This is a genomic window from Sediminitomix flava, from assembly GCF_003149185.1.
Taxonomy (GTDB): domain Bacteria; phylum Bacteroidota; class Bacteroidia; order Cytophagales; family Flammeovirgaceae; genus Sediminitomix; species Sediminitomix flava.
In genome coordinates this window covers 481875-505207 of the sequence record NZ_QGDO01000003.1, presented here as the reverse complement: position 1 = coordinate 505207, position 23333 = coordinate 481875, and the positions used below count along the sequence as shown (strand labels likewise).

18 protein-coding genes are annotated in these 23333 nt (G+C 33.9%); 6 read left to right on the top strand and 12 right to left on the bottom strand.

Going from position 1 to position 23333, the window contains the following annotated elements; translation table 11 throughout:
- Positions 1–211: 211 nt before the first annotated feature.
- Entirely contained in the window at positions 212–2833 is a 2622-nt protein-coding gene (locus BC781_RS13890; protein ID WP_109618733.1) for a T9SS type B sorting domain-containing protein, read from the top strand.
- A gap of 53 nt (positions 2834–2886) precedes the next feature.
- Here BC781_RS13890 and BC781_RS13885 read toward each other — a convergent pair whose 3' ends face one another.
- Positions 2887–3561 (bottom strand): hypothetical protein, encoded by a 675-nt coding sequence (locus tag BC781_RS13885; protein ID WP_109618731.1) that lies wholly within the window; start codon positions 3559–3561, stop codon positions 2887–2889.
- 74 nt (positions 3562–3635) lie between these two features.
- Positions 3636–3962, bottom strand: coding sequence for a HesB/IscA family protein (locus BC781_RS13880; protein WP_109618729.1), 327 nt, complete (start codon positions 3960–3962; stop codon positions 3636–3638).
- 134 nt (positions 3963–4096) lie between these two features.
- On the opposite strand from BC781_RS13880, the gene BC781_RS13875 reads away from it, so the two are divergent.
- Both BC781_RS13875 and BC781_RS13870 read left to right on the top strand, forming a co-directional pair.
- Positions 4097–5914, top strand: coding sequence for a M61 family metallopeptidase (locus BC781_RS13875; RefSeq protein WP_109618726.1), 1818 nt, complete (start codon positions 4097–4099; stop codon positions 5912–5914).
- Positions 5915–6028: 114 nt separating this feature from the next.
- Positions 6029–6832 carry a 3'-5' exonuclease gene (locus BC781_RS13870; RefSeq protein WP_109618724.1) on the top strand — a complete coding sequence of 268 codons (804 nt, stop codon included), beginning with the start codon at positions 6029–6031 and terminating at the stop codon, positions 6830–6832.
- A gap of 136 nt (positions 6833–6968) precedes the next feature.
- On the opposite strand, the gene BC781_RS13865 is transcribed toward BC781_RS13870, so the two are convergent.
- The 5 genes from BC781_RS13865 to BC781_RS13845 form a co-directional block, all read right to left on the bottom strand.
- Positions 6969–8150, bottom strand: a complete 1182-nt coding sequence (locus BC781_RS13865) for a Na/Pi symporter (RefSeq protein ID WP_109618722.1) — start codon at positions 8148–8150, stop codon at positions 6969–6971.
- 1338 nt (positions 8151–9488) lie between these two features.
- Positions 9489–10247, bottom strand: coding sequence for a type 1 glutamine amidotransferase domain-containing protein (locus tag BC781_RS13860; protein ID WP_109618720.1), 759 nt, complete (start codon positions 10245–10247; stop codon positions 9489–9491).
- Positions 10248–10345: 98 nt separating this feature from the next.
- On the bottom strand, positions 10346–10924 hold the full coding sequence (locus BC781_RS13855) for a Crp/Fnr family transcriptional regulator (RefSeq protein WP_109618718.1): 579 nt from the start codon (positions 10922–10924) through the stop codon (positions 10346–10348).
- Positions 10925–11026: 102 nt separating this feature from the next.
- Entirely contained in the window at positions 11027–12046 is a 1020-nt protein-coding gene (gene gap / locus BC781_RS13850) for a type I glyceraldehyde-3-phosphate dehydrogenase (protein ID WP_109618716.1), read from the bottom strand.
- A gap of 355 nt (positions 12047–12401) precedes the next feature.
- Positions 12402–13046: a DUF4251 domain-containing protein gene (locus BC781_RS13845; RefSeq protein ID WP_109618714.1), complete on the bottom strand. Its 645-nt coding sequence runs from the start codon at positions 13044–13046 to the stop codon at positions 12402–12404.
- Between the two features lie 117 nt (positions 13047–13163).
- Here BC781_RS13845 and cmk point away from each other — a divergent pair, with 117 nt between their 5' ends.
- Together cmk and BC781_RS13835 are read left to right on the top strand one after the other, a co-directional pair.
- Positions 13164–13847 (top strand): (d)CMP kinase, encoded by a 684-nt coding sequence (gene cmk / locus BC781_RS13840; protein ID WP_109618711.1) that lies wholly within the window; start codon positions 13164–13166, stop codon positions 13845–13847.
- Between the two features lie 80 nt (positions 13848–13927).
- A complete protein-coding gene (locus BC781_RS13835; protein ID WP_109618709.1) occupies positions 13928–14806 on the top strand; it encodes a 4-hydroxy-3-methylbut-2-enyl diphosphate reductase in 879 nt (292 codons plus the stop codon).
- Positions 14807–14963: 157 nt separating this feature from the next.
- Here the strand turns inward: BC781_RS13835 and ftsZ are convergent, their stop codons facing one another.
- From ftsZ to BC781_RS13820, 3 genes are all read right to left on the bottom strand, one after another.
- Positions 14964–16520: a cell division protein FtsZ gene (gene ftsZ / locus BC781_RS13830; protein WP_109618707.1), complete on the bottom strand. Its 1557-nt coding sequence runs from the start codon at positions 16518–16520 to the stop codon at positions 14964–14966.
- A 201-nt stretch (positions 16521–16721) separates the two neighbouring features.
- On the bottom strand, positions 16722–18074 hold the full coding sequence (ftsA, locus tag BC781_RS13825) for a cell division protein FtsA (protein WP_109618705.1): 1353 nt from the start codon (positions 18072–18074) through the stop codon (positions 16722–16724).
- A 120-nt stretch (positions 18075–18194) separates the two neighbouring features.
- On the bottom strand, positions 18195–18950 hold the full coding sequence (locus BC781_RS13820) for a cell division protein FtsQ/DivIB (RefSeq protein WP_109618704.1): 756 nt from the start codon (positions 18948–18950) through the stop codon (positions 18195–18197).
- Positions 18951–19099: 149 nt separating this feature from the next.
- On the opposite strand from BC781_RS13820, the gene thiD reads away from it, so the two are divergent.
- Positions 19100–19906, top strand: a complete 807-nt coding sequence (gene thiD, locus BC781_RS13815) for a bifunctional hydroxymethylpyrimidine kinase/phosphomethylpyrimidine kinase (protein WP_109618702.1) — start codon at positions 19100–19102, stop codon at positions 19904–19906.
- 33 nt (positions 19907–19939) lie between these two features.
- Here thiD and BC781_RS13810 read toward each other — a convergent pair whose 3' ends face one another.
- Both BC781_RS13810 and BC781_RS13805 read right to left on the bottom strand, forming a co-directional pair.
- Positions 19940–20893: a D-2-hydroxyacid dehydrogenase gene (locus BC781_RS13810; protein WP_109618700.1), complete on the bottom strand. Its 954-nt coding sequence runs from the start codon at positions 20891–20893 to the stop codon at positions 19940–19942.
- A 105-nt stretch (positions 20894–20998) separates the two neighbouring features.
- Positions 20999–23239 carry a GH92 family glycosyl hydrolase gene (locus BC781_RS13805; protein WP_109618698.1) on the bottom strand — a complete coding sequence of 747 codons (2241 nt, stop codon included), beginning with the start codon at positions 23237–23239 and terminating at the stop codon, positions 20999–21001.
- Between the last annotated feature and the right edge of the window lie 94 nt (positions 23240–23333).

The window sequence follows — 23333 nt, the reverse complement described above, 5'->3', positions numbered from 1 at the left end:
CCAACTATTACTTACGAAGTCAGAAAATATACTGATTTGCAATAAATAAAGAGTAAAGCTTAAGATTCAGATAAATAACCAATAATCATAACACATAACTTGCGCTACTCAAATAAATTGCGTTTCATTATACTACCAAAAAACCTAATTGACCTAAAATCATACTTAACCCAGCTATAAGTAAGATTTAACCTATTATCAGTACTTGACTATGACACTACGTACTTACAGACTACTTCTGTGTACATTCCTATTTTGGGCATGTGCATTACCTTCTTTTGCAACTCATATTGTTGGTGGAAATCTAAACCTCAAACACTTAAATGGGAATAGGTATGAACTTTCCTTAATCATATATTTTGATGAAATAAATGGAAATCATCAAGCGATAGATCGAATTGTCCCTATTTCAGCTTTTACTAAAAATCATAACTGGGTCGAAACATTTGAGTTGAGTTTAAGCTCTCAGACACCTGTGAACTACAAATATCCAGAATGTTCAATTCCTGAGATTGTAACGACCAAAATAGTTTATAAAAATACGATAACACTTTCCCCTACAATCTATACCGATCTGAACGGTTATTATTTCTCATTCGAAAGATGTTGTAGAAATGCAACTATCGTAAACATCATTGAACCAGAATTCAATGGCCAAACCTTTTATCTAGAATTCCCTGCCGTTAATCAGAACAGAACTTCTTTTATCAATTCTTCTCCAAACTTCAAGGAAGTTGAAAACAATTATGCATGTGTAGGACAACCATTTTCTTTTGATTTCGGAGCTATTGACTCTGATGAAGATCAATTAAAATATTCGTTATCTGTCCCTTTGGAAGGAAACAGTTCACCTCTTAATCCTCTTCCTGCACCTCAGAGTGGCCCTTACCCCGAAGTCACTTTCACCAATGGTCATAGTCTTGCTGAATTAATAAAAGGGCAGCCTGCTTTAAGCATTAATGACGACACAGGAATGTTGTCAGTTACTCCAAGTGAAGAAGGGCTATTCGTATTTGCAGTAAAGTGCGAAGAATTTAGAGATGGTGAAAAGATTGGAGAAGTCCGTAGAGATTTTCAGATTCTAGTCAATGAATGCCAAGAAGCGACACCTCCAATTATTGAATCGCTTCAGAGTAATTCACAACTTTGGGAAAGAACCTCTGAAGGAATTGAGATTGATAACACTGAGAATCTTGAATGCTTTTCAGTAAATGTACTTGATGTTGATTCGGATAATATTTCATTAAGAATAAAGGAAAGCAGAGGAATTGATTTAAATAAGATTTCGGTACTAAATTTCAATCAAAGAGTTAATGAATTAGGTTATGCAACTTTTGACGTATGCCTTGATGGCTGTATATCACAAAACGCTAATGAAGTAGCTTTTTTAATTGAGGTATGGGATGAAAGCTGTTCTCAACCATTAAGAGATGAAGTATGGGTGAATTTAAAAGAGCAAAATCCTAACAATTCTCCAACCATAGAAACAGATATTATACTCCAAGAAGAGAAGTACATTTTAAAAGCTCTAGTCAATCATGAATCGAGCTTTTCTTTAGAAATTAATGACCTAGACAGAGATTCAATAGCTTTTGCGTGGAATACCTCGGCTGATACCTTAAACATTTTAGGAATATCTCCTTCAGAGGCTTTCGGAAGAGGTCTCCTTACTCAAACATTCACAATCAACCCTAACTGTGAATTATTTGCTTCAGATGAGTTTGAGCATATTTTTGAGCTAGAAGGAATTGCAAAAGACATTGCTGAATGCGGAGTGATAAGCGAAACAAAAATAAACATCGAGATTCACCTCATCAGACCTGAAAACTCGCCTATGAAGCTTTCATCTGATTTAGAGTATGATGAAAATCTAGATTGTTATTTATTAGAGGTCGGGAGTAATCAACTGAAAACGATTTCAATTTTAGGAGAAGACCAAGACCCCTACGCTATTTCAATTAGTGCACATCAACAAAACTTTAGCTTCGAAACTTCAGGATCATTATTAGGAGAAGTAAAAGGAACTCCTAATCAAAGTTTACAATTGAATGTAGTTGGAGACTGCTCTATTCTTAATAGCGAAGATGGCTTTGCACCAAAATCATATTTCATAAAAGTAAAAGGAGAAGAATATGATGATTGTGGAAAAAGAGGTGAGACAGAGTTAAAAATTAAGGTAACGGTCATACATAATCCAACGGAAAATACAGCTCCTAAAATGACACTTAGGGGAGCAAACACAACAGATTCTCTCTATTACCAAAAAAGCATGTTTATTGGAGGTTTAGCAGATTTCAGCCTTCAATTCATTGACCAAGAAAATGACATGCTGAACCTAACCATTAAAAGTAGTGATGGAAACATTCTAAGTCAGCTAAATTTGAATGATCAAATAGTTTCTGAAACCACTCCTTTTGACTTCTCTATTGATGCTCTTTGCGAATTGATTCCTGATGGTCAAACAGAAAACAAAATACTTCTAACCTTCGAAATTGAAGAATTAAAAAATTGTAACACAGCTCTTACACATACCATAGAATTGGAGCTTCTCATTAGTGATTATCTAAGTTTAGAAAAGCCATTCCCAAATGCTTTTTCGCCAAATGGAGATGGGAAGGGAGATCACTTTTACTTACATCATGTCCTTCCAACAGACAATTGCCAAAGTTACTTTGAAGAGATTCAAATAGTGAATAGATGGGGTGAATCGGTTTACTCTAGTACAGATAGAGAATTTAAATGGGCTGCAGAAGAAATCAGTAGTGGTACTTATTTCTATATCGTGAAGTTTAGTAATAAAAACTTCAAAGGAAGTGTTCAAGTCTTTAAGTAAAAGTAAAAAGCTAGTAGCTTATGAATACGCTACTAGCTCTTTTATCATTTCATTTAAACAGAAAATGTCTTTCTAAGTACTCCCCATAATTGCTTTTTCTTTTCTACGTCATTTTGCAATTGGGTTAGACTATCAGAAGAAATAAGCTGAAACTCTCCCTTCTCTACTATATCATACTTTATCAGATCCCCCATATATGTATTCTTATCTAAATCTGAATAATAAAATACTTTAGTTGGGATGAATTGCTCTTTCAATTTTTTGAATGATATTTCTTTGTTCTCATTCAAATTCACAAGCACAAACTCATGGAGAGTCACATTAACTGCTTCCATAATTTTTAATAAAAGCTGAAATTCTTTCGATTTATAGAAATCGCTCTCTTTGTAATCTACAATTACTAAAATATTTCGTTTGTTCTCTCCTAAATAATGAATACCGCCCTTTTTCTCTGTAGAAACTTCATTTGTTTTGGGTACTTCTTGTTGTTCCTGAGCAGTTTCAACCGTAGGTTTTTCAGTCTTTTGAGGTGCTATTTTCACTTCCTCTTGAGGTGTCTCTATTTCAACAGATTCCTCTTCTACACTGATCACCTCTAACTGTTCACTTCCTTTATGAAGTGAGCTTATCTCTTCTTCTGTCAACTGAAATTCTTCTTTCTCCTTATCTAAAAGAAATAGCGTTTCAGGAATTATATATCGTAAAGCATTCAAGTTATCCAACTCCATAGCTGAAAAATAAAAAAACTCCTGCTAAAAAGCAGAAGTCTATATTGAATTTTTTCAAGATGAAATCTAATCGATTAAACCGAAAAGCTCTCTCCACATCCACAAGTTCTTGACGCATTAGGATTTACAAATTGGAATCCTTTACCGTTCAAGCCATCGCTAAAGTCTAATGTTGTACCCAAAAGGTAAAGTAAGCTTTTCTTGTCTACAAAAATCTTAACCATTTTATCCTCGAAAACTTCATCCGAATCTTTTGGTTCATCGTCAAAAGAAAGGTCGTACATCAAGCCCGAACAACCTCCACCTTTCACTGAAACACGAACGTGGTAATTGTCAGTTTTGCCCTCTTCTTGACGAAGTGCGATGATTCTATCCTTTGCTTTATCTGTTATATTTATCATAATAGTATGTTTTCTTCTCTTATACTAAACTGCAAAAAAAGTATCTTCTCTCTTATTAAACGTCATTTATTAACAAATTGATTAAAAAAAAGTTTCAAATTTGCCTTCCAATCTGAATATAGCAATGACGTAATATGAATATTTCAACTTTAAATGTCGCGATTTTAAATTGCATTTTTTTCCTTATTCCATTAGTTACTACTGCACAAAACCATGTTTATCATGCATATATAAATCTAACAGAAACTGATTTCGGAAAATTACCGATCAACTTGAAAAGAAATGGTTCTCCGCAACAAGAAATCCATTTTAACTTTCCGAAGAGTATCCAAGGAACCTATAGTTATCAAAACTACAATAGATTTATAGAACTTCCGAAGTCTGATAACATTCAATCCTATACTTTAAATGAAGATGTATTTATAATCAAATCAACGCAACCAATCGATCGTATTTGCTACACAGTAAATCAAAGTTGGGACAAATCACCAAACGTGATTTTTGAACCTGCTTCTACCCTATTTTCAAAAGAAGTAGCATTACTCCAATGGTGGGCGATTTTGCCCAAAATCTTAAATGAAAATGCGAAATACATTATCCATCTAGAAATTGAAAACGATAAATACATCACATCAAGTACTCCATTTACACAACTCAATGATTCCGTTTTTGTTTCTGACACACTTTCCTACGAGCAAATTCTTGATCAATCTCTACTTTACAGCGACCAAGAAACGGTATCTTTTAATTTAGAAGAAAGTAATCTAAAAATACAGATTGGGAGTTATTCAACTCTAAATAAAATACACCCTTATCATCTATACAAAGACATACACGAGACATTATCTACTATTTCTGTCTACCTTCCAAAAGAAGTTTTCCCTATTACATACTCCACACTCTTCTATTTCAACCACAAACCATATAAAAGTGGAAAACAGGGGGCTTTAGAACATAAAAGTGGAGCTGTATTTACTTTTCCAGAAAGTAAATATGAATACCTGAAAGATGAAATTAGAAAAACTATTGCCCATGAGTTTTTACATATTCTGAATCCTTTAGTAATATCAAATACCTCTTTACAAAACTACGATACTCAAAATCCAGATATCGGGCAACAGCTGTGGTTTTACGAAGGACTGACTGAATACTTGGCTGTAAAGTTACTTTGGCAATCTGAATTAATTTCGGATGAGCAATTCTTAGAAGAAATCCTTCAGAAATACAATCGTAGTCTTTGGTATGACAATACTGTTCCATTATCAAAACTCAGTGAAGATGTACTTTCAGAATACAGAGAACAATTTGGGAATTTCTATAACAAAGGATTCTTAGTCTCCTTAAGTCTTGACCTTTTCTTCTATCAGAATAATTCTGAATTCACGATCATCGAATTGCTACATATTCTACTTGAAAAGTATCCTGAGGGATTTGAAGATGATAAACTTTTCTCCATTCTTGAAAAAGAATCTTCTGTAAAAGGTGTTAATAAATTCTTAAAATCGATCATTCAAAAAAATGACGATCTTCCTCTAGAAGAGTTCTTATTTAAAATTGGAATTGACTTTACGCCTATACATAAAATCCCCAAAGCTTCCTTAGGGAATATCGGTATCGCTTTTAAAGATGAAAAAGTAATTGTCACTGATGTATCTGAACTTGATCAATTTGGGAAAGCCATCGGATACCAAAAAGGTGATATCCTCTTCTCTTTAAATAATGAATTACTCACGACTGAAAACTTCCCATCTAAAGTTTCAGAATTTCAGAATGAAAGTAATTCTAAAGACACCATCAAAATTCAGATTTTAAGAAATGGGAAGCAGATACATACTAAAGCGAAAGCCTTAATTAACTACCAAGAAGAAAAGGCATCAATAGGATTAATCTTGGAAGAAAAAGCTTCTTTCTTCCTGTTTAAAGAACACAGTATTCTTCAACAAAAAGATTAATAGACAAATTTGAAATAGTTTATATTCTTAAACGAAAATTTTTAAGAAAATTCGGTAATTCTAAAAAATAGAAAATACCTTTGTCTACATTATTGGGCTTTCAACCTTAGATATATGAACTTAAAACTTAGAAATCCTTTGGCTGTCTTCGATTTAGAAACGACAGGACTTAGTACTATAAAAGATAGAATTGTAGAGATTTCTATCGTTAAGATTATGCCAAGTGGAGAGAAAATTATTAAAACCAAACGTCTTAATCCTACAATTCCGATCTCTGCTGAAAGTAGTATGATTCATGGAATTTATGAAGAAGACATTAAAGACTGTCCTACTTTTAAGCAAGTTGCTAAGGAGATTGCTCAATTCCTTGAAGGAGCCGACCTTTGTGGTTTTAATGTATTAAGATTTGACCTTCCATTACTTGTAGAAGAATTCTTAAGAGCCGATGTAAACTTTGATCCTACATCACGTAAAGTAGTAGACGCTCAGAAAATTTTCCATATGATGGAGCCTCGTACACTAGGCGCTGCTTATAAATTTTATTGTGATAAAAGTCTTGAAAACGCCCATTCAGCTGAAGCTGATACATTGGCTACTTTTGAGGTTCTTGATGCTCAAGTTGCCAAATATGAAGGCGTTAAGATGAAAAATGATAAAGGCGAAGAATATACTCCTATTGAAAACGATATTGACTCACTTCACAAGCTTTCATCAAACAACATGATTGACTATGCTGGTAGAATGGTCTATAACAAACAAGGGATTGCTGTTTTCAACTTTGGTAAACATAAGAACAAGCCAGTCACAGAAGTTCTAAAAAGAGAGCCAGCCTATTATGATTGGATTATGAATAATGAGTTTCCTCTTAATACAAAACAGAAGCTTACTGAAATCAAGCTAAAAACAATGTTTAGCTAAATCCGATTCAACTCTTAATTCAAAATATAAGCTCTTTTTGAAGTCAATTTTAGCTACTTCAAAAAGAGTTTTTTTTATAAAAAAATCCCCAATCAAAATAATTGATTGAGGATGGAACGCTTAGTAAATATGGCTTTTATCGTTTAGCTACAGGGCTCACAATTTGCGTTTTACGATCTTGCTTTTCCTTTTTACTATCAAGATCTGTGGTGGCATAGATCAATGAAAAAGGTAAAAGGAAGAAAACAACTAAGGTGTAAGAAAGTCCGATAGCTCTATTCTTCATAGAAGCACGTCCTAGAGTTTCAGCACACCAGATTGGAATGTTACGCACTTTTGGGAAAGGGAAAAGAATCAATACCCCGAAAAGGTTAAAACCAAGGTGACAGAATGCTACAGCAAGAGCAGCTTCATTTTGTGATAATGCCGCGATCATAGCTGTAACTGTGGTTCCTATATTTGCTCCCATCAAAAATGGGAATGCTTTCTTTAATGAGATTTTATCAGCTGCAACTAATGGAACTGCAAGTGATGTAGTTACCGAACTAGATTGTACACCAGCAGTAATTACTGTACCCCAAAACAATGATTTGATTGGAGAACCGAATAACGTACTATCAATACTTTCTTGTGCTTTGCCAACCAATTGTTTTTTCAATAATGAAGTCATTTGATGCAATGAGATAAACAATGTCATTGTAGACACTGTAATAATCATATAAGCATTTTTAGACATCATTACTGAAAGATATTTCACTACGGGCTTAACGGTCACTCCCATGATGCTAAACATCTTGGTATTTTCTGTTTGTTCGTTATAGAAAATACTTGAAGCAAACGCCCCAACAGAAGAAAGTACTCCAAAATAAACTTCGAGTGGAAATAGAATCAATACGACAATTAGGTTAAAGAAATCATGAACCGTAGCTGCTCCGATAGCTTTATTAAATGCACTTTTATCAGAAAGGTGACCTAACGCTACAATAGTACTTGTCACTGAAGTTCCGATGTTTGCCCCCATGATCATAGGAACTGCATTTTGTAAAGACAAAGAACCTGATGCAACAATTGCTACAATCATAGACGTAGTTGTAGAGCTACTTTGAACCAGTGCTGTTGCTAAAAGACCAATGAAAAGTCCAACAAACGGGTTTGATGTTAGCGTGATCATTTCTGTTGCAATATCTTTACCAAGCAACTTAAATCCTGAACTCATAAGGTTCAACGCTACCAAGAACACAAACATTACAGCTACCAGCTTAAATGCTTGTACCAAAATCTTTTGGATTTTGTTTGTTAATTCATTCGAATCACTCATTTTCTTTAATCTTGATAATTCATACCTGAATAGGAAGCAGTTGTTTATTCCATATCAGGTTATCGATTGTAGAAATTTGTATCTGTAAATTCTATTATAAAGCTCGATCAGCTTATTATGATTTGACTACTTTTTCTTATCAAATCTCACATTTCATTTAATATGCTTTGAAATGCTTATCCTAAACTTTTTTCCTTTTAGGTTGATCTCCCACATTAACTAAAATTTGAAGAAACTTTACTCTCTGATAAACAGGTGTAAACAACAATGTTTAGCTAATCTGTGAGACTAAAATTTATACTGATTTATAAGACTTTTTTAGGAAGGGATTGTCAGTCATATAATTGAATAAATGTGCTAGGTGAAACACCGTTTATTCAGGTTTATCTATTTCACTTCTTTTATATAATACGATGCTATCGTATGTATCAATAGGCTTATATTAATTAGAATAAATAGACCTATTCATTAAAGCTCAGATTACTATTAAATTGACAATTATAGAGTTGATCATGATTGATTCTAACTAACCAAATAACAATTCTGCTAATGGATAGTAGAATAAACTTGCAAGTATAATCTAGGCAATAATCTTGCTGGCATCGCTATATACTTACATTGCTAGAACTGCAGTTGCCAAACCTACTGCATCAAAATACTAGACTTTATTTCATTTCGTTAGATAGATCAATCAAAAATTTCAATGAATTATTATTGCTGCCCATTCGGTACAGACTTTTTACAAGCAAATCTTTTTGTTACACAACAATGCTTTTCTTTCAAGCCTTGCTCTAAAAGACAGTGCAATATTCGAGGAAAAAAATCGATATATCACAACTTTCATATTAATATAAGGTTAACGGATAGCACAATAACAACGTAAACAGCACTTGAAAATAAATATGTAGAAACCTCATTATCTATAACTTACCGCATAAATGGTAAACAATTGAAAACAGCATTTTACGTGTAAAAATTATATGAATCAGGGAAGGAAATATCTAAAGAGAAAACAAAGTCCTTTTTTCGACTCATAATCAATCGATTAATATGAGTTATTATTTAAAAAAGGTAAACACGTAACAATTACGTAACACTAGAATTCAAGTAAAACAGGCTTCTGTCAATAAATCTAAATAACTAAGCAAATCAGAATCTAATTGATCATAAAAAAAGGATAATTAAGGCGAAAAATTACAAAAAATAAAAGCCAATTGGATAATTTAAATGATCCAATTGGCTTAATCTATTACCTAAAACTTAACTATGGTAAATACTAATCTTAAATCTTAAATCTTTAGACTTAAGTGTTTATTAGTTTAGTTATTATACCTCTATTTAGTTTACTTTTTCAGAAAGCAAAGTTATGATCGCTTCTCCAACCTCTTTTGCTGAAGCAGGATTCTGCCCCGTCACTAATCTACCATCCACAGAAACTTTTGAAGCCCAGTTTTCAGCTTTATCTACTTTAGCTCCTTTAGCTATAAATTCATCTTCCAATGAAAAAGGTACTACTTCTGTTAGTTTTACAGCTTCTTCTTCTTCATTAGTGAAGACACTAACATTTTTTCCTTCAATCAAGTATTCTCCATTACTCAATTTGATATTTAGTAAACCTGAAGGGCCATGGCAAACAGCACTAACAACACCTTCATTTTCATAAATATCGCGAGCAATTTTTGCTAATTTTTTATTGTTAGGAAAATCCCACATCGTACCATGACCTCCTACGTAATGAATCGCTACGTAATCTTTAGCTTTTACTTGAGACGGCTTCAATGTATTATTCAATTGCTTTTGGATTTCTTCATTCTCCCAAAACGCTTTGTTAACTTTATCATCAAGGTCAAATCCATCTACAGGAGCTTTACCACCTTTTGGACTTACAAAATCAATTTGGTAACCTGCTTTATGAAGAACTTCATATGGGTGAGCTGCTTCACTTAAATAATATCCAGTTTCCTTCCCTGTATCTCCTAATTCTGAGTGACTAGAAAGTACAAATAGGATTTTTTGAGCTTTTTCTGATTGAGCAAAAGTTGAGTTTATTGCTAAGAAAGAGAGGCTAATACTTAAGAATAATAATATGCGTTTCATCTTTATATTTGATTTGTTTAATTAACGATACAAATATCACCTTCTTTTAGAGGCTAAAACAGGAAGAAACGCACAATTTTGATGTGACTTAGATCACACTATCGTTTACCTAATCGACTTAGTGTTTCTCGAGACACCCCTAAATAAGCTGCTATCAAGGTTTTTGGTAAGCGTTGAAATAAATCTGGGTTATATGAAATCAGATCTTCATACCTTTTATCTACCGAATCTTTCATCATTGAAAGTAATCGCTTCTGCAAAGCAACATATCCAAGATTCGATTTACGAAGTAAAAAAATGGTCATTTTAGGATACTTCTCACAAAGGGATTTCCGATCATTTAGGCTTAGACCTAGAAGAATTGAATTTTCGATACAATCAATATTGATAGTCGCTTTTTCTGACTGAAAAAAAGCTTCATAATCAGAAACCCACCAATTCTCTGCTCCAAACTGAAGAATATGTTCTTTGCCATTTTCCTCGATAGCATATGTTTTAAGCAATCCTTCAACTACCCAGTATTCGTGATTTACAGAATCGCCTTCTTGAACTAAGAATTGATGCTTTCTTAACTTCTTTAAGTTGAAATAGGAATAAATATCTTCAAACTCATCATCAGTCAAAGAAATTAATTCCTCTAAATGTAGTCTAAACTTTAAAGCTATTTCAGAATTCATTTGTAAGTAAAATGGGAGGTCTATTTTATATAGAAACAAATAGAGAAAAGAAAAGGCGAGCTTCGAAAAGCTCGCCTTTTACAATTTTGGTATCTATATCAATTATAGAGACGCCATGTAAGAGATCAACTCAAGACATTTGTTTGAGTAACCCCACTCGTTATCGTACCAAGAAACAACTTTCACGAAGTTGTCATTCAATGCGATACCAGCATCAGCGTCGAAGATTGAAGTTCTTGCATCAGAAACGAAGTCTTGAGATACAACTGCATCTTCAGTGTAACCCAATACGCCTTGAAGACCACCTTCTGCAACTGGAGTTTCAGAAGCTTTCTTCATAGCTGCTTTGATGTCCTCGTAAGAAGCACCTTTCTCTAGACGACAAGTCAAGTCAACTACAGAAACGTCTGCTGTAGGAACACGGAAAGCCATACCAGTCAATTTACCGTTCATTTCTGGAATAACTTTACCTACTGCTTTAGCAGCACCTGTAGAAGAAGGGATAATGTTAGACAATGCAGCTCTACCACCTCTCCAGTCTTTCATTGAAGGACCATCAACAGTTTTTTGAGTAGCAGTTGTAGCGTGTACAGTAGTCATCAAACCTTCTGCGATACCGAAGTTATCGTTCAATACCTTAGTGATAGGTGCAAGACAGTTAGTAGTACATGATGCGTTAGATACGATGTTTACATCAGCTGACAATTCAGTGTGGTTTACACCGTAAACGAACATTGGAGTGTGGTCTTTAGAAGGAGCAGACATAACTACTTTCTTCGCACCAGCAGTGATATGCTTTTGAGCACCTTCTTCAGTCAAGAAGATACCAGTAGCTTCAAGTACATATTCAGCACCAATTGCATCCCACTTCAAATCCTCAGGATTTCTTTCAGCAGTAACGCGAACTGTTTTACCGTTAACAACCAAGTTTCCGTTTTCAACAGCTACTTCACCGTCGAATCTACCGTGTACTGAATCATATTTCAACATGTACGCGATGTAATCAACGTCCAAAAGGTCGTTAATTCCTACTACTTCGATGTTTTCTTTTGCTTGCGCTGCACGGAAAACTAGTCTTCCGATTCTACCGAATCCGTTGATACCAACTTTAATTGTTGACATAGTCTAGAATGTGGTTAAAGGATATATAAAATTTGTTAACTCAATAGTTGTTCCTGTCAAGGATCAATTTCTCTTATAACATGAAAATTATGAAAAGAATCCCGATCGATGACATTGCAAACATACCAACTCCTCGCAGGATATATAATGATATTTATCATTCTTTAAATTGATCTTTTCCAAGATATATTCTGTACTTTTGACACTTATTGGTATAATATTTTGTAATCAATTAAAAATCAAGATAATTGATTTTAGTTAGAAGGATATCATATTATTTATGTCTAAATAAAAGAATTAAAAAAACTCTAAGATTCTTCTTAGAGTTATATTTTAGGTAGATATTTTTTCAATATTAGAAAGATCGCATGCCTTTATAGATTGCATTTTCATCTAAAGGAGTGAGCGTCCCCTTAAATTCTATCCTTCCACTACTCACATTTGAGTTCACTGTAGCTGTTGCTACATTACTTCCTGACACTAGATGAACCGTTACATTTGCCATAAGCCCCGATCCCATGACATTAAACCTATAGCTTATCGAGCCATTTTTTGTTGTGGTACACTTTATATCAGATATTCTCCCTTCTAGCGTAATACCTCCTATACCATTCGGACCCGGTGCCATAAAACCATTAAATGCTAATTGTAAAGTGGCTTCACCATCTTTTACATAAATAAAATTTGTCCTTTCTGTCACAGGAATCATTCTACCTCTCTTAGTAAAGAGATAATCAGCACTCAAAAGAAATGTTGTATCTTCTAAGCTTTTTTTAGCCAATTCAAATTCTGCATTCTTAATTGCACTTTCTTGACTTTTCCTTAGTTCTTTTTCTTTCTGACGTTCCTCTTTTTTCTTTTGTTTCTGCTCCTTTTTTAATGCCTTTTTCTCCTCTTTTGTCAACTCTTGTACTTCGCTGATATTTTCTTGAGCTAATAATGAATCTATATTAAATGTCAGTAAACATGCTATCGAGAATATTAAATATAGTTTTTTCATAATAGTATATAGGTTTTAAGTTGAAGTCTGTTTTCTAAATATCTGATTATAGATTTCTGTTAGATTGGTCTTAGATCATAATTATTTTATCTTTACTTCTTTTAATAATAAGACACGATGAAGAAAATAATAGTTGCCTTAGATGGACATGCAGGTTGTGGGAAAAGCTCAACGGCAAAGATCGTTTCAAAAGAGTTAGGGTATGTGTATATAGATACTGGGGCGATGTATCGTGCTGTTACATTTCACTTCTTAGAAAACAAGATTAATCTTGAAAATTTAGATGATGTAGAAAGTGAATTAGCGAAAATCACTGTAGGTTTTGATAAAAATCCTGAGACGGGAGCAATTGAAGTTACTCTCAATGGAGAAAGAGTTGAAGCTCACATCCGTACAATGGAAGTCACAAATAATGTAAGTAATGTCAGTGCTATAAAATCTGTTCGTACATTCTTAGTTGCAGAACAGCAAAAAATGGGCATTGAAAAAGGCATTGTCATGGATGGTCGTGATATTGGAACTGTCGTTTTTCCTACTGCTGAACTCAAGGTTTTCATGACTGCAGATGTTGAGGAAAGAGCTAGAAGAAGACAAATAGAAATGGAATCTAAAGGACTTACGGCTTCTTTTGAAGAAATTGTAGAAAACCTTAAGGAAAGAGATCACATTGACTCTACAAGAGAGGAAAGTCCACTCAGAAAAGCTGATGATGCTTTAGTACTTGACACTACAAATCTCAAGTTTGATGATCAAGTAAAACAAATTGTTGATTGGGCAAATGCGCTTATTAAAAACAATTAATAGATTAAACTGTTTTTGGATTAAAAGGGTAATCCTTTAAATATATTTCCCACAATATTCTACTCAAGCTAAACAAATTTATGGAAGTAGTTATTGACCAAAAATCTGGTTATTGTTTCGGAGTTGAGTTTGCCATTCAAATGGCTGAAGAAGAAATGAATGAATCTGGTAGTTTATACTGCTTAGGAGATATCGTTCATAATAGTATGGAAGTGAAAAGACTTCATGCAAAAGGATTACGTGTCATTGATAGAGATGAACTTGCTACACTTAAAGATTGTAAAGTTCTGATCAGAGCACACGGTGAACCACCTGCAACATACAAAACTGCGATTGAAAATAATATCGAGCTAATAGATGCTTCTTGCCCTGTGGTTTTGAAGCTACAAAATAGAGTAAAAAATGCTTATGATCGTGCTAAAGAAATAAATGGGCAAATGGTCATTTATGGAAAAGATGGTCATGCTGAAGTTATTGGTCTTAATGGGCAGACAGGTAATCAAGCGATTATTGTCACAACCATTGATGATCTTGAAAAAGTAGATTTCAACCGTCCTATCGTATTATTCAGCCAAACTACGAAAAGTACAAAAGGATTTTATGGACTTAAAGAGGAAATCGAAAAGAGATTAACTCAAATCCATGGTGAAGATGCTACTTTAGAGTTATTCGATGCCAATGACTCTATTTGCCGTCAAGTTTCTAATAGAGAGCCTCAGATGGTTAAATTCTCATCTGAAAATGATGTTATCATTTTTGTGAGTGGAAAGAAAAGTTCAAATGGTAAAGCACTTTATGGCGTTTGTCTTCAAAATAATCCTAGAAGTTATTTCGTGGAAAATGAAGATGAAATAGATCCTAATTGGATTAAAGAAAATGATAAAATTGGGATATGTGGAGCTACTTCTACCCCAATGTGGCTTATGGAACAAGTTGCTACCTACATTAGAAGCTTATAAGAAAGTAATTTATAAATAAACAAATAGAGGAATCAAGCTTATTGATTCCTCTATTTGTTTAAAAAGTATCCTAAATAAAAAAGGATTGAATTCTAAATTGTTTTTCTAAACAATCTAAAACTCAATCCATTTTTAATATCCAAAATTATCTAGAGGTTTAGTCTACATTATCATGTAAAAATCTATTTCCTCCATCAATACCGTCTTTCTTAACTTGATATCTTGAAGGATCATTACTTTCTCCTTCAGATTCATTTAACTGAACTCCTTTTCTTCTAAAAGCAGGCTCCTCTTGTCTCTCTCTAATTTCATCTGGTGACATATCAGAAATAGACTTCAATTGAGATACTCTCAATCTTGAAGGTCGAGCATTATTTACGACAGGATTTTCGTTCAATGAATCCGATGGATATTCATCGTTGATATCGAAAATTTTCTTTTCTGGTCTTCTATTTACCTTTGGTTCCTCAAAATTAGGCACAGAAGGTTTTTCTACTTCATGAATAATGAACTCACTGTTTTCAGTAGGTTCTGAAGTTTGAATAGAAGGTTCTGGCGTAGACTTAGCTTCTACAGGAGCTGGTTCAGGAGTAGCAGGAGCTTTATAAACAGGTTTCACTGCCTGTTGTTCAGATGAAATAGACTCTTTTGACTGACGAACAAAAGACTCCGAACTATCTATTTCATGAATAGTCTTTTTTTCAACTACTGCTTCTTCATCGTTCGGGTTTTCTCTGTTTGGAAAACCAGTTGCAATAATTGTTACGCAGATAGACTCACCCAAAGATTGATCTGTTGCAACACCAAAAATCACTTCCGTATCTTGGCTACTTTGTGATCTGATATATTCAGTAATCTCATCCAATTCTTCCATTTGGAAAGAGTCAAGATCACTTACAACAAGGCTCAATAATACGTATTTCGCATTATGAATATTTGTGTTATTCAACAATGGAGAAGCAATTGCTCCTTGAGTTGCACGAATTGCTCTATTTTCACCTTCAGCAACAGCAGAGCCCATTACCGCAGCACCAGAGTCTTTCATTACTGTATTAACATCCTCAAAATCGACATTGATAACGCCTTCTACAGTAATAATTTCTGCAATTGATTTAGCTCCAATCGTTAATACATTATCTGCATGAGAGAAAGCTTCTTTGAATGAAGTCTTTCCATAAACTTCGTGAAGTTTCTCATTTAAAATCACAAGTACGGTATCACAATACTGTCTAAGCTCATCAATACCTTCTTGAGCGCGTCTTTGTTTAGGCGCACCTTCAAATTTGAAAGGCATTGTAACAATACCTACAGTAAGTATATCTAGACTTTTGGCTATTTCAGCAATGACAGGAGCGGCACCAGTACCAGTTCCACCACCCATACCAGCAGTAATAAACACCATTTTAGTGTTATCACCTAGTAACTTTTCAAGTTCTTCTCTACTTTCTTCAGCTGCATTTCTTCCAACTACAGGCTTTGCACCTGCACCTAAACCAGCAGTTAAAGCTGTACCTATCTGAACTTTATTTGGTATAGGGCTAGAATTCAATGCTTGAATATCAGTATTCACAATGTAAAAGTCTACATCATGAATCCCCATTTCATACATATATTTAACGGCATTTCCACCGCCACCACCTACACCTATTACCTTTATAATTTTAGAATCGCTTCCGCCTTGTGGTATATTAAACTCGTAACCCGTTGCTTCCATAGTCCTTATAATTAAGCCTCCTTAATTAGCTTTAGTATTTTGTGATACACCTAATACCTCTATCACATAAAAAATAGTGTACCCTTTAGCTATTTCACATTTAAAATTGCAAATATTTTTTTGGATTTCAAAGATAAGAGTATTCGTCACTAATAAGAAGTATTAAGTTGTTAATCTTAAAGCTTCTGATTTGATGTCAGATTAATAATTACTTTTATCATCAAAGTCATCCTTAAGAAATTGCTTTGTTTTATCTAGGATTTTATCAAAAATAGTACCCTTACGTTCTTCTTTTTCAATATGAATAGAAGATTTTTCCTCCATAGGTACATATGGAATTTCTTGATGATGTTGTTTCTCCTCAACTGCTTGAGGTTCTAAACGATCTTCATCTCTATCATCCAAAGACCTGAACCCTGCAAGAACAAGCCCTAAACAAGTAGCATATTTAGGATTTTTGATGATCTCGTCTTGAGTTTTCCCTACATATTCATTAGGGTAACCAATACGAGCATCCAAGCCAGTTCTGTAAGAGAACAACTTACAAATATCTTTAAGAAGAGCACTACCTCCCGTAAACACAACACCACAAGAAAGCTTATCTTTGAAACCTGAATTTTCAAGTTCCATAAGAATCAAGTCAAAGATTTCTTCAACTCTTGCCTCTATGATATATGAAAGGTTTTTAAGAGATATCTCTTTTGTTTCCATATTTCTAAAACCTGGAATAGAGATATATTCATAATCAGATGCAGTTTCTGCTAAAGCCTTACCAAACTTCACTTTAAGAGTTTCAGCATGTGAAGGCATCACAGAACATCCATGACGGATATCTGAAGTAATGATATTTCCTCCAAAAGGAATTACTGCAGTATGTCTCACAATACCATCGTAGTAAACTACAATATCAGTTGTACCTCCTCCAATATCTATAACTGCAACACCAGCCTCTTTCTCTTCCTTGTTCAAAGTAGCAAGCCCTGTAACCAAAGGATCTAAGTATAAACCTTCGATTTCTAAACCAGCTTGTTCTAAACAATTTCTGATCTTCTTTATCTCATTTATCTCAGCTGTCACTAATTGGAAATCTGCTTCAAGCTTTACACCTGCCATTCCAACTGGATCTTTTACATTATTTTCATAATCTACAGAGAAATACTGAGGTAAGACATGCAGGATATCTGTACCTGGAGAGGTCACAGTTTTTAGCTGATCGTCAAACAAACGCTCTACATCTTCAACTGAAATTATAGCATCATGATGAGGACGTGTGTAACTACCTCGTTGTTCAAAACAACGAATGTGTTTACCAGAAATACCAACATTTACCACATTAATGGAAATGTTTGAAGATTCTTCAGCTTTCTTTACAGCTTGTCGAATTGCCGATACGGTTTTTGTTAGGTTATTAATGCTACCCTCCTTCACCCCTTCCGAAGATGAAACGCCTGAACCTAGAATTTCTAGGTTGCCATAAGTATCTACTCGGCTAACAATAGCACATATCTTAGTTGTACCGATATCAAGCCCAACAACTATTTTGTCATCTTGCATCGTTAGATAATTTTGGATAATTAGAGAATATTTGGTCTAGATCAATCCTTTGCGAGATAGTTAAGTCAAGTTCAAAAAACCTTGAAAAAGATAAAATTCTTTATTCAATACCAAACCATATTACTTACATACAATTTGATTTGAATATTGCAACTTTACAAGTTTGTAAGTATTCCACCCTTCACTTTTCACAATATCATTATAATAAATCTTCATTTTGTCTAATTTACTTTCAAAGTCCTCAACTGTTCCAAATTCAAAGGTTTGATTACCAATTTGAGTATAGATCAAAATTTGATTATCGGCTCCAAATGACAATTGTGAGATGTTGGATTTGAAGAATTCATCGTGAAAAATATACCTTAAAAATCTCAGTATTTTATATCCTTCTAATGTATTATAAAAATTTGGTTTCAATAATTTATTAGCCCCTTTACCTGTCAACATCACGACTCTTGATGTAAACTTTTGAGACAATTGAATTACTTTTCCATCTTGAGTTACATAAGCCCCTTTTCCTTCAGGAGTTAAAACTCTTGCCAATGGTCCATCCTGTTCAATATTCACTAAAAGCCTCCCATTTGGGTCTCTCGCAACTTGAACAGACTGGATAAAATCCAATTTTCTCAACTTTTGTTCTAAACGCAGAAGATACTCATTATCCTCTATGTCTAAGTTTTCAGCATTAAATTGTGTAATAATATCTTTAATCTCGCTATCATTCACAAACTTAGAAACATGCCTATCGGAAATTTGAATTGTATATTTTTCATCAGATACTTGATAGCCCTTATTAAACACATAAAAAGCTGATAGAATCAGAAGAAAAACAGCTACCAATATCCCCCATTTTAGCTTTAAAAGTTGTAAGCTCATGTGCTTTTCGTTTAATTCGAGGAAGTATTATACACTATTTTACACACAAAATTAAACAATATCTATTGAAATTATAAAAATTCAATAGAACAAAATATTCAAATTCATATAATATAATTATACTAAACTGATAACCAGCCTTCATTTATATGAAAACTAAAAGATATAAAATTGTACTATCTATAGCAGGTTCAGATAGTGGTGGTGGAGCAGGCATTCAAGCTGACCTAAAAACTTTTTCATCATTAGGCTGCTTTGGTACAACTGTCATCACGGCAATAACCGCTCAAAATACAACTGGAGTACAAGCAGTTGAAGCATTACCTCCTTCAATAGTTGAAGCTCAGCTAGATTCTGTAATTACAGACTTTGACCTAAATGCAATAAAAATTGGAATGTTACACTCTGATGAGATAGTTTTTAGCATTCACAAAAGATTGAGTACTTCTAATATTCCTATTGTATTAGATCCTGTTATGGTAGCGACAAGCGGAGATCTACTGCTCAAGCAAAATGGTGTTGATGCAATTCGTAATTTATTACTTCCAGTAGTCACATTAATTACACCAAACATTCCAGAGGCTGAAGTTCTCACAGGACTAAAGATAAAAGATAAAAAAGACATGGAGGTAGCAGCACAACAACTCCTCAAAGATGGTGCTAAAGCAGTATTACTGAAAGGCGGACATCTTGAAGATTCTTCAAGTGATCTTTTGCTCTTACCAAACACTCCAGCAATTTGGTTTGAATCGGAAAAAATCCCTTCAGTAAATACGCATGGCACAGGCTGCTCTCTATCGAGTGCTATTGCTAGTTTTCTTGCCTTAGGAGATACATTGGAACAAGCTGTCAGAAAGGCTAAGAATTATATCCATAATGCAATTTTGGAAGGTAAAGATTACAAAATTGGAGAAGGGCATGGACCTATAAAACACTTCTACGCTCAATGGGATTAAAACCTCATTTCTTAGTACCTAAAAAGGCAAACATCATCTGTTTGCCTTTTTATTTTTCTTTAAGAAATCCTGTATATTTTCAACTACTCCGTTCATAAGATTTTTTCTAGATATTTCACTAGCCCATGCTATATGAGGAGTTAAAATCAATTTTCGATCACTTTGAAGCTCTAAAAATTTATGATTTGATTTGATTGGTTCATGAGCATAGACATCAATTGCAGCAGCCCTAATTACATTATTTTTCAAGGCCTCTACTAGATCCTCTTCATTCACGATTCCTCCTCTCCCTGTATTTATTAGAATTGCAGATGACTTCATTTTTAGTAATTCATCTTTAGCAATCAAATTTTCTGTCTTAGAATTCAAAGGTGCATGGATTGTAATTATATCAGAATAGTCTAATAATTCATCCAGCTCCAATCGTTCATAAACATCTGATCGATCTATACCCGAACTCGAATAATAATATACTTTGGCTCCAAAAGCTGAGAATAACTCTGCTACTCTTTTTCCGATAGCACCTAATCCAATAACTCCAATCTTTTTATTTGAAAGCTCCTCGATTGGCATTCCTAAATGTGTAAATGAATTGTTTTGTGCGTAAGCACCAGACTTTACATAATCATTATAATAACCAATTGGAGCAAGGAAATTAAGCGCTAGACTCAATGTTATTTGCGCTACACTATTTGATGAATAACCACTTACATTCTTTACTCCAATCCCTTTATAACGAGCATACTCTAAGTCCACATTATTCATCCCTGTTGCTGTTACACAAATCAATTTCAGCTTAGGGCAATGATCAATTACTTCCTTATCAATCCTTACTTTATTTGTTAGAATAATGTCTGATTCTTTACATCTATCAATTACTTCATTCTTTTTTGTTGATTGATAAATTTTCACTGCTCCAATGTGAGCTAGCATTGTTTCTACGTCAGTATCTCCAAGTGTTTCACGATCTAAAAAAACGATATTCATGTATAAAAAATATGTGAGTTTCTATATTGTATAATACAAGCATAAACAATCACCTCCAAAAAGAAAAACCTACTCTCAAAATACATTGAGAATAGGTTTTGTAAACTATCTAATTGGCTTATTTGTCATTTCAAATAAAAGCTGACCTCCCGCTTTTATTTCATCATGATCAAAAAATAGTGTCTCTAACTTTTTACCATTTAAATAAACCTCCTTTACATATTTATTTTCTTTTGAATTATTCTTTACTTCTACTTCAAATATACCATTCTCAAGTTGAATACTTGCTTTATCAATTATTGGTCTACCAATTGTATAAATTGACTCACCAGGTGCGACTTGATAAAAACCCAAAGCATTCAAAATGTACCAAGCAGACATTTGCCCCACATCTTCATTTCCACAAATACCCTCAGGGGTAGGACTGTATAATCCATACAAGATTTGATCTATCAAAGATTGTGTTTTCCAACTTTCCCCAACATAATTATATAAGTATGCGGTATGATGACTCGGCTCATTGCCATGTGCATATTGCCCAATTAACCCTGTTATATCCGCGGAAGCGTGCTCACCTTCTATTTCTGAACTTTCAGAAAAAAGCTCATCTAATTTTTCAGAAAACAGCTTTTCGGACCCAAATAAACTTATCAAACCATTTACATCATGAGGAACAAACCAAGACCATTGGTATGCATTCCCTTCGGTAAAGTCTCCATTTTCATGGTTAGAATATTTTGGACTAAAAGGTTCTTTCCAAGTCTCATCAGCATTCCGACCTCTCATAAATCCTGTATTTGGGTCAAAATAATGAGCATAGTATTTTGAGCGTTCTTGATATTTTTCAGTTATACTATCATTTTTAGCCCTTTGAGCCAATAATGAAATACACCAATCATAATAAGCCATTTCTAAACCATATGACACTGATTCTGAAGTTGAATCTGCAGGAATCAATCCGCTACCCAAATTCACATACTTATTTGGTAATCCCATCAAGGTTTTAGCTCTTTTCTCACTCAACTTATTTACTATTTCAGGATGATATTCAGAACTAAAAATGGATGCCTCCAAAGCTTTGTCTAGGTACTTTTCATCAACTAATCCTTTACTAAATGCATCTGCAATTATAGAAACCGCAGGATAACCGACCATAGTAGATGTATAATTTGCAGAAAGAGGCCATTTTGGTAACATTCCACCTTCATCATATTTTTGGAGTAGATTCTTCACATATTCTCCCGTCTGACCTGGTTCGATAATCGTTAACAGTGGATGTAAAGCCCTAAATGTATCCCACATTGAGAACACTGAGTAATTTATCCCAACTGTATTTATATGGATTTTTTTATCCATACCTCTATAACTTCCATCTACATCTTGGAATGTAATTGGTGCAATGAGACTATGATACATCCCTGTGTAGAAATTCTTTTTAATTGTTTCATCAGCTGTTTCAATCAAAATTTTATCTAAACGCTTCTTCCATTCACTTATAGCATTTGATTTTACAGTCTCAATATCCCAATGATCAATTTCTTGATTAAGATTTTTCTCAGCCCCTTCCTGACTTACAGAAGAAATCCCCACTTTAATTTTTAAATCTTTAATTGACGGATTAAAAGTAAGAAACAACTTCAATAGTTTTCCTTCTACAGATTTTCCCGATTTAACCTCTACCCCATTTTCTGTAAAAACCTGTTCAATAATTGGCTCTGAGAACTTCGCATAAAAATGTACAGGATCATCAAATGACCAACCACAGGTAACTTTTGTACCTCTGATTGTATATGCATCTATCACTTCAATTTGAGAACTAATTGGCTGATGATCCCAAGTGAGTTGAAGTGTGTGCCCTAAATCGAATTGCACTTTTGGAGTTTCACCTTCAGGAAATATGTATTTATGAAATCCAGCTCTTAATGAAGCACTTAGTTCTGCCGAAATTCCATTATCAAACTTCACTTTATAAGCTCCTACTTCTGCACTCTCATTTTCCTTTAAAAAAGTAGCTTTCAAAGCATTTGATTTCTCTCCTACAAAGGGAAGTACTAAAACATCCCCCATATCACCAATTCCTGTACCACTAAGATGCGTATGACTAAAACCAAGAATTGTACTATCGGAATAATGATATCCACTACTAGCATCCCACCCATTCACTCTAGTATCTGGACTAAGTTGTACCATCCCATTTGGGAGTACCACTCCTGGAAAAGTATGTCCATGAAAACCAGTTCCGATAAATGGATCGACGTATTCTAAAATATCTTCATCTTGGAAATTATCTTTAGAGCATGCTGATAATACAAAAAGTATAAGGATGGTATAAATAGACTTCTTCATAGGTTGGAATTTTATAATGTACAAAAAGCTAGATATTAGAATAAAGAGCATGAAAAATGCAATTTGTACCCACCATCTTAAATATGTGATTTAA

Excerpts from the sequence above, each read along its gene's own strand:
- BC781_RS13890 (WP_109618733.1), top strand. The coding sequence starts at position 212 with ATGACACTACGTACTTACAGACTACTTCTGTGTACATTCCTATTTTGG.
- BC781_RS13885 (WP_109618731.1), bottom strand. The coding sequence starts at position 3,561 with ATGGAGTTGGATAACTTGAATGCTTTACGATATATAATTCCTGAAACG.
- BC781_RS13880 (WP_109618729.1), bottom strand. The coding sequence starts at position 3,962 with ATGATAAATATAACAGATAAAGCAAAGGATAGAATCATCGCACTTCGT.
- BC781_RS13875 (WP_109618726.1), top strand. The coding sequence starts at position 4,097 with ATGAATATTTCAACTTTAAATGTCGCGATTTTAAATTGCATTTTTTTC.
- BC781_RS13870 (WP_109618724.1), top strand. The coding sequence starts at position 6,029 with ATGAACTTAAAACTTAGAAATCCTTTGGCTGTCTTCGATTTAGAAACG.
- BC781_RS13865 (WP_109618722.1), bottom strand. The coding sequence starts at position 8,150 with ATGAGTGATTCGAATGAATTAACAAACAAAATCCAAAAGATTTTGGTA.
- BC781_RS13860 (WP_109618720.1), bottom strand. The coding sequence starts at position 10,247 with ATGAAACGCATATTATTATTCTTAAGTATTAGCCTCTCTTTCTTAGCA.
- BC781_RS13855 (WP_109618718.1), bottom strand. The coding sequence starts at position 10,924 with ATGAATTCTGAAATAGCTTTAAAGTTTAGACTACATTTAGAGGAATTA.
- gap (WP_109618716.1), bottom strand. The coding sequence starts at position 12,046 with ATGTCAACAATTAAAGTTGGTATCAACGGATTCGGTAGAATCGGAAGA.
- BC781_RS13845 (WP_109618714.1), bottom strand. The coding sequence starts at position 13,046 with ATGAAAAAACTATATTTAATATTCTCGATAGCATGTTTACTGACATTT.
- cmk (WP_109618711.1), top strand. The coding sequence starts at position 13,164 with ATGAAGAAAATAATAGTTGCCTTAGATGGACATGCAGGTTGTGGGAAA.
- BC781_RS13835 (WP_109618709.1), top strand. The coding sequence starts at position 13,928 with ATGGAAGTAGTTATTGACCAAAAATCTGGTTATTGTTTCGGAGTTGAG.
- ftsZ (WP_109618707.1), bottom strand. The coding sequence starts at position 16,520 with ATGGAAGCAACGGGTTACGAGTTTAATATACCACAAGGCGGAAGCGAT.
- ftsA (WP_109618705.1), bottom strand. The coding sequence starts at position 18,074 with ATGCAAGATGACAAAATAGTTGTTGGGCTTGATATCGGTACAACTAAG.
- BC781_RS13820 (WP_109618704.1), bottom strand. The coding sequence starts at position 18,950 with ATGAGCTTACAACTTTTAAAGCTAAAATGGGGGATATTGGTAGCTGTT.
- thiD (WP_109618702.1), top strand. The coding sequence starts at position 19,100 with ATGAAAACTAAAAGATATAAAATTGTACTATCTATAGCAGGTTCAGAT.
- BC781_RS13810 (WP_109618700.1), bottom strand. The coding sequence starts at position 20,893 with ATGAATATCGTTTTTTTAGATCGTGAAACACTTGGAGATACTGACGTA.
- BC781_RS13805 (WP_109618698.1), bottom strand. The coding sequence starts at position 23,239 with ATGAAGAAGTCTATTTATACCATCCTTATACTTTTTGTATTATCAGCA.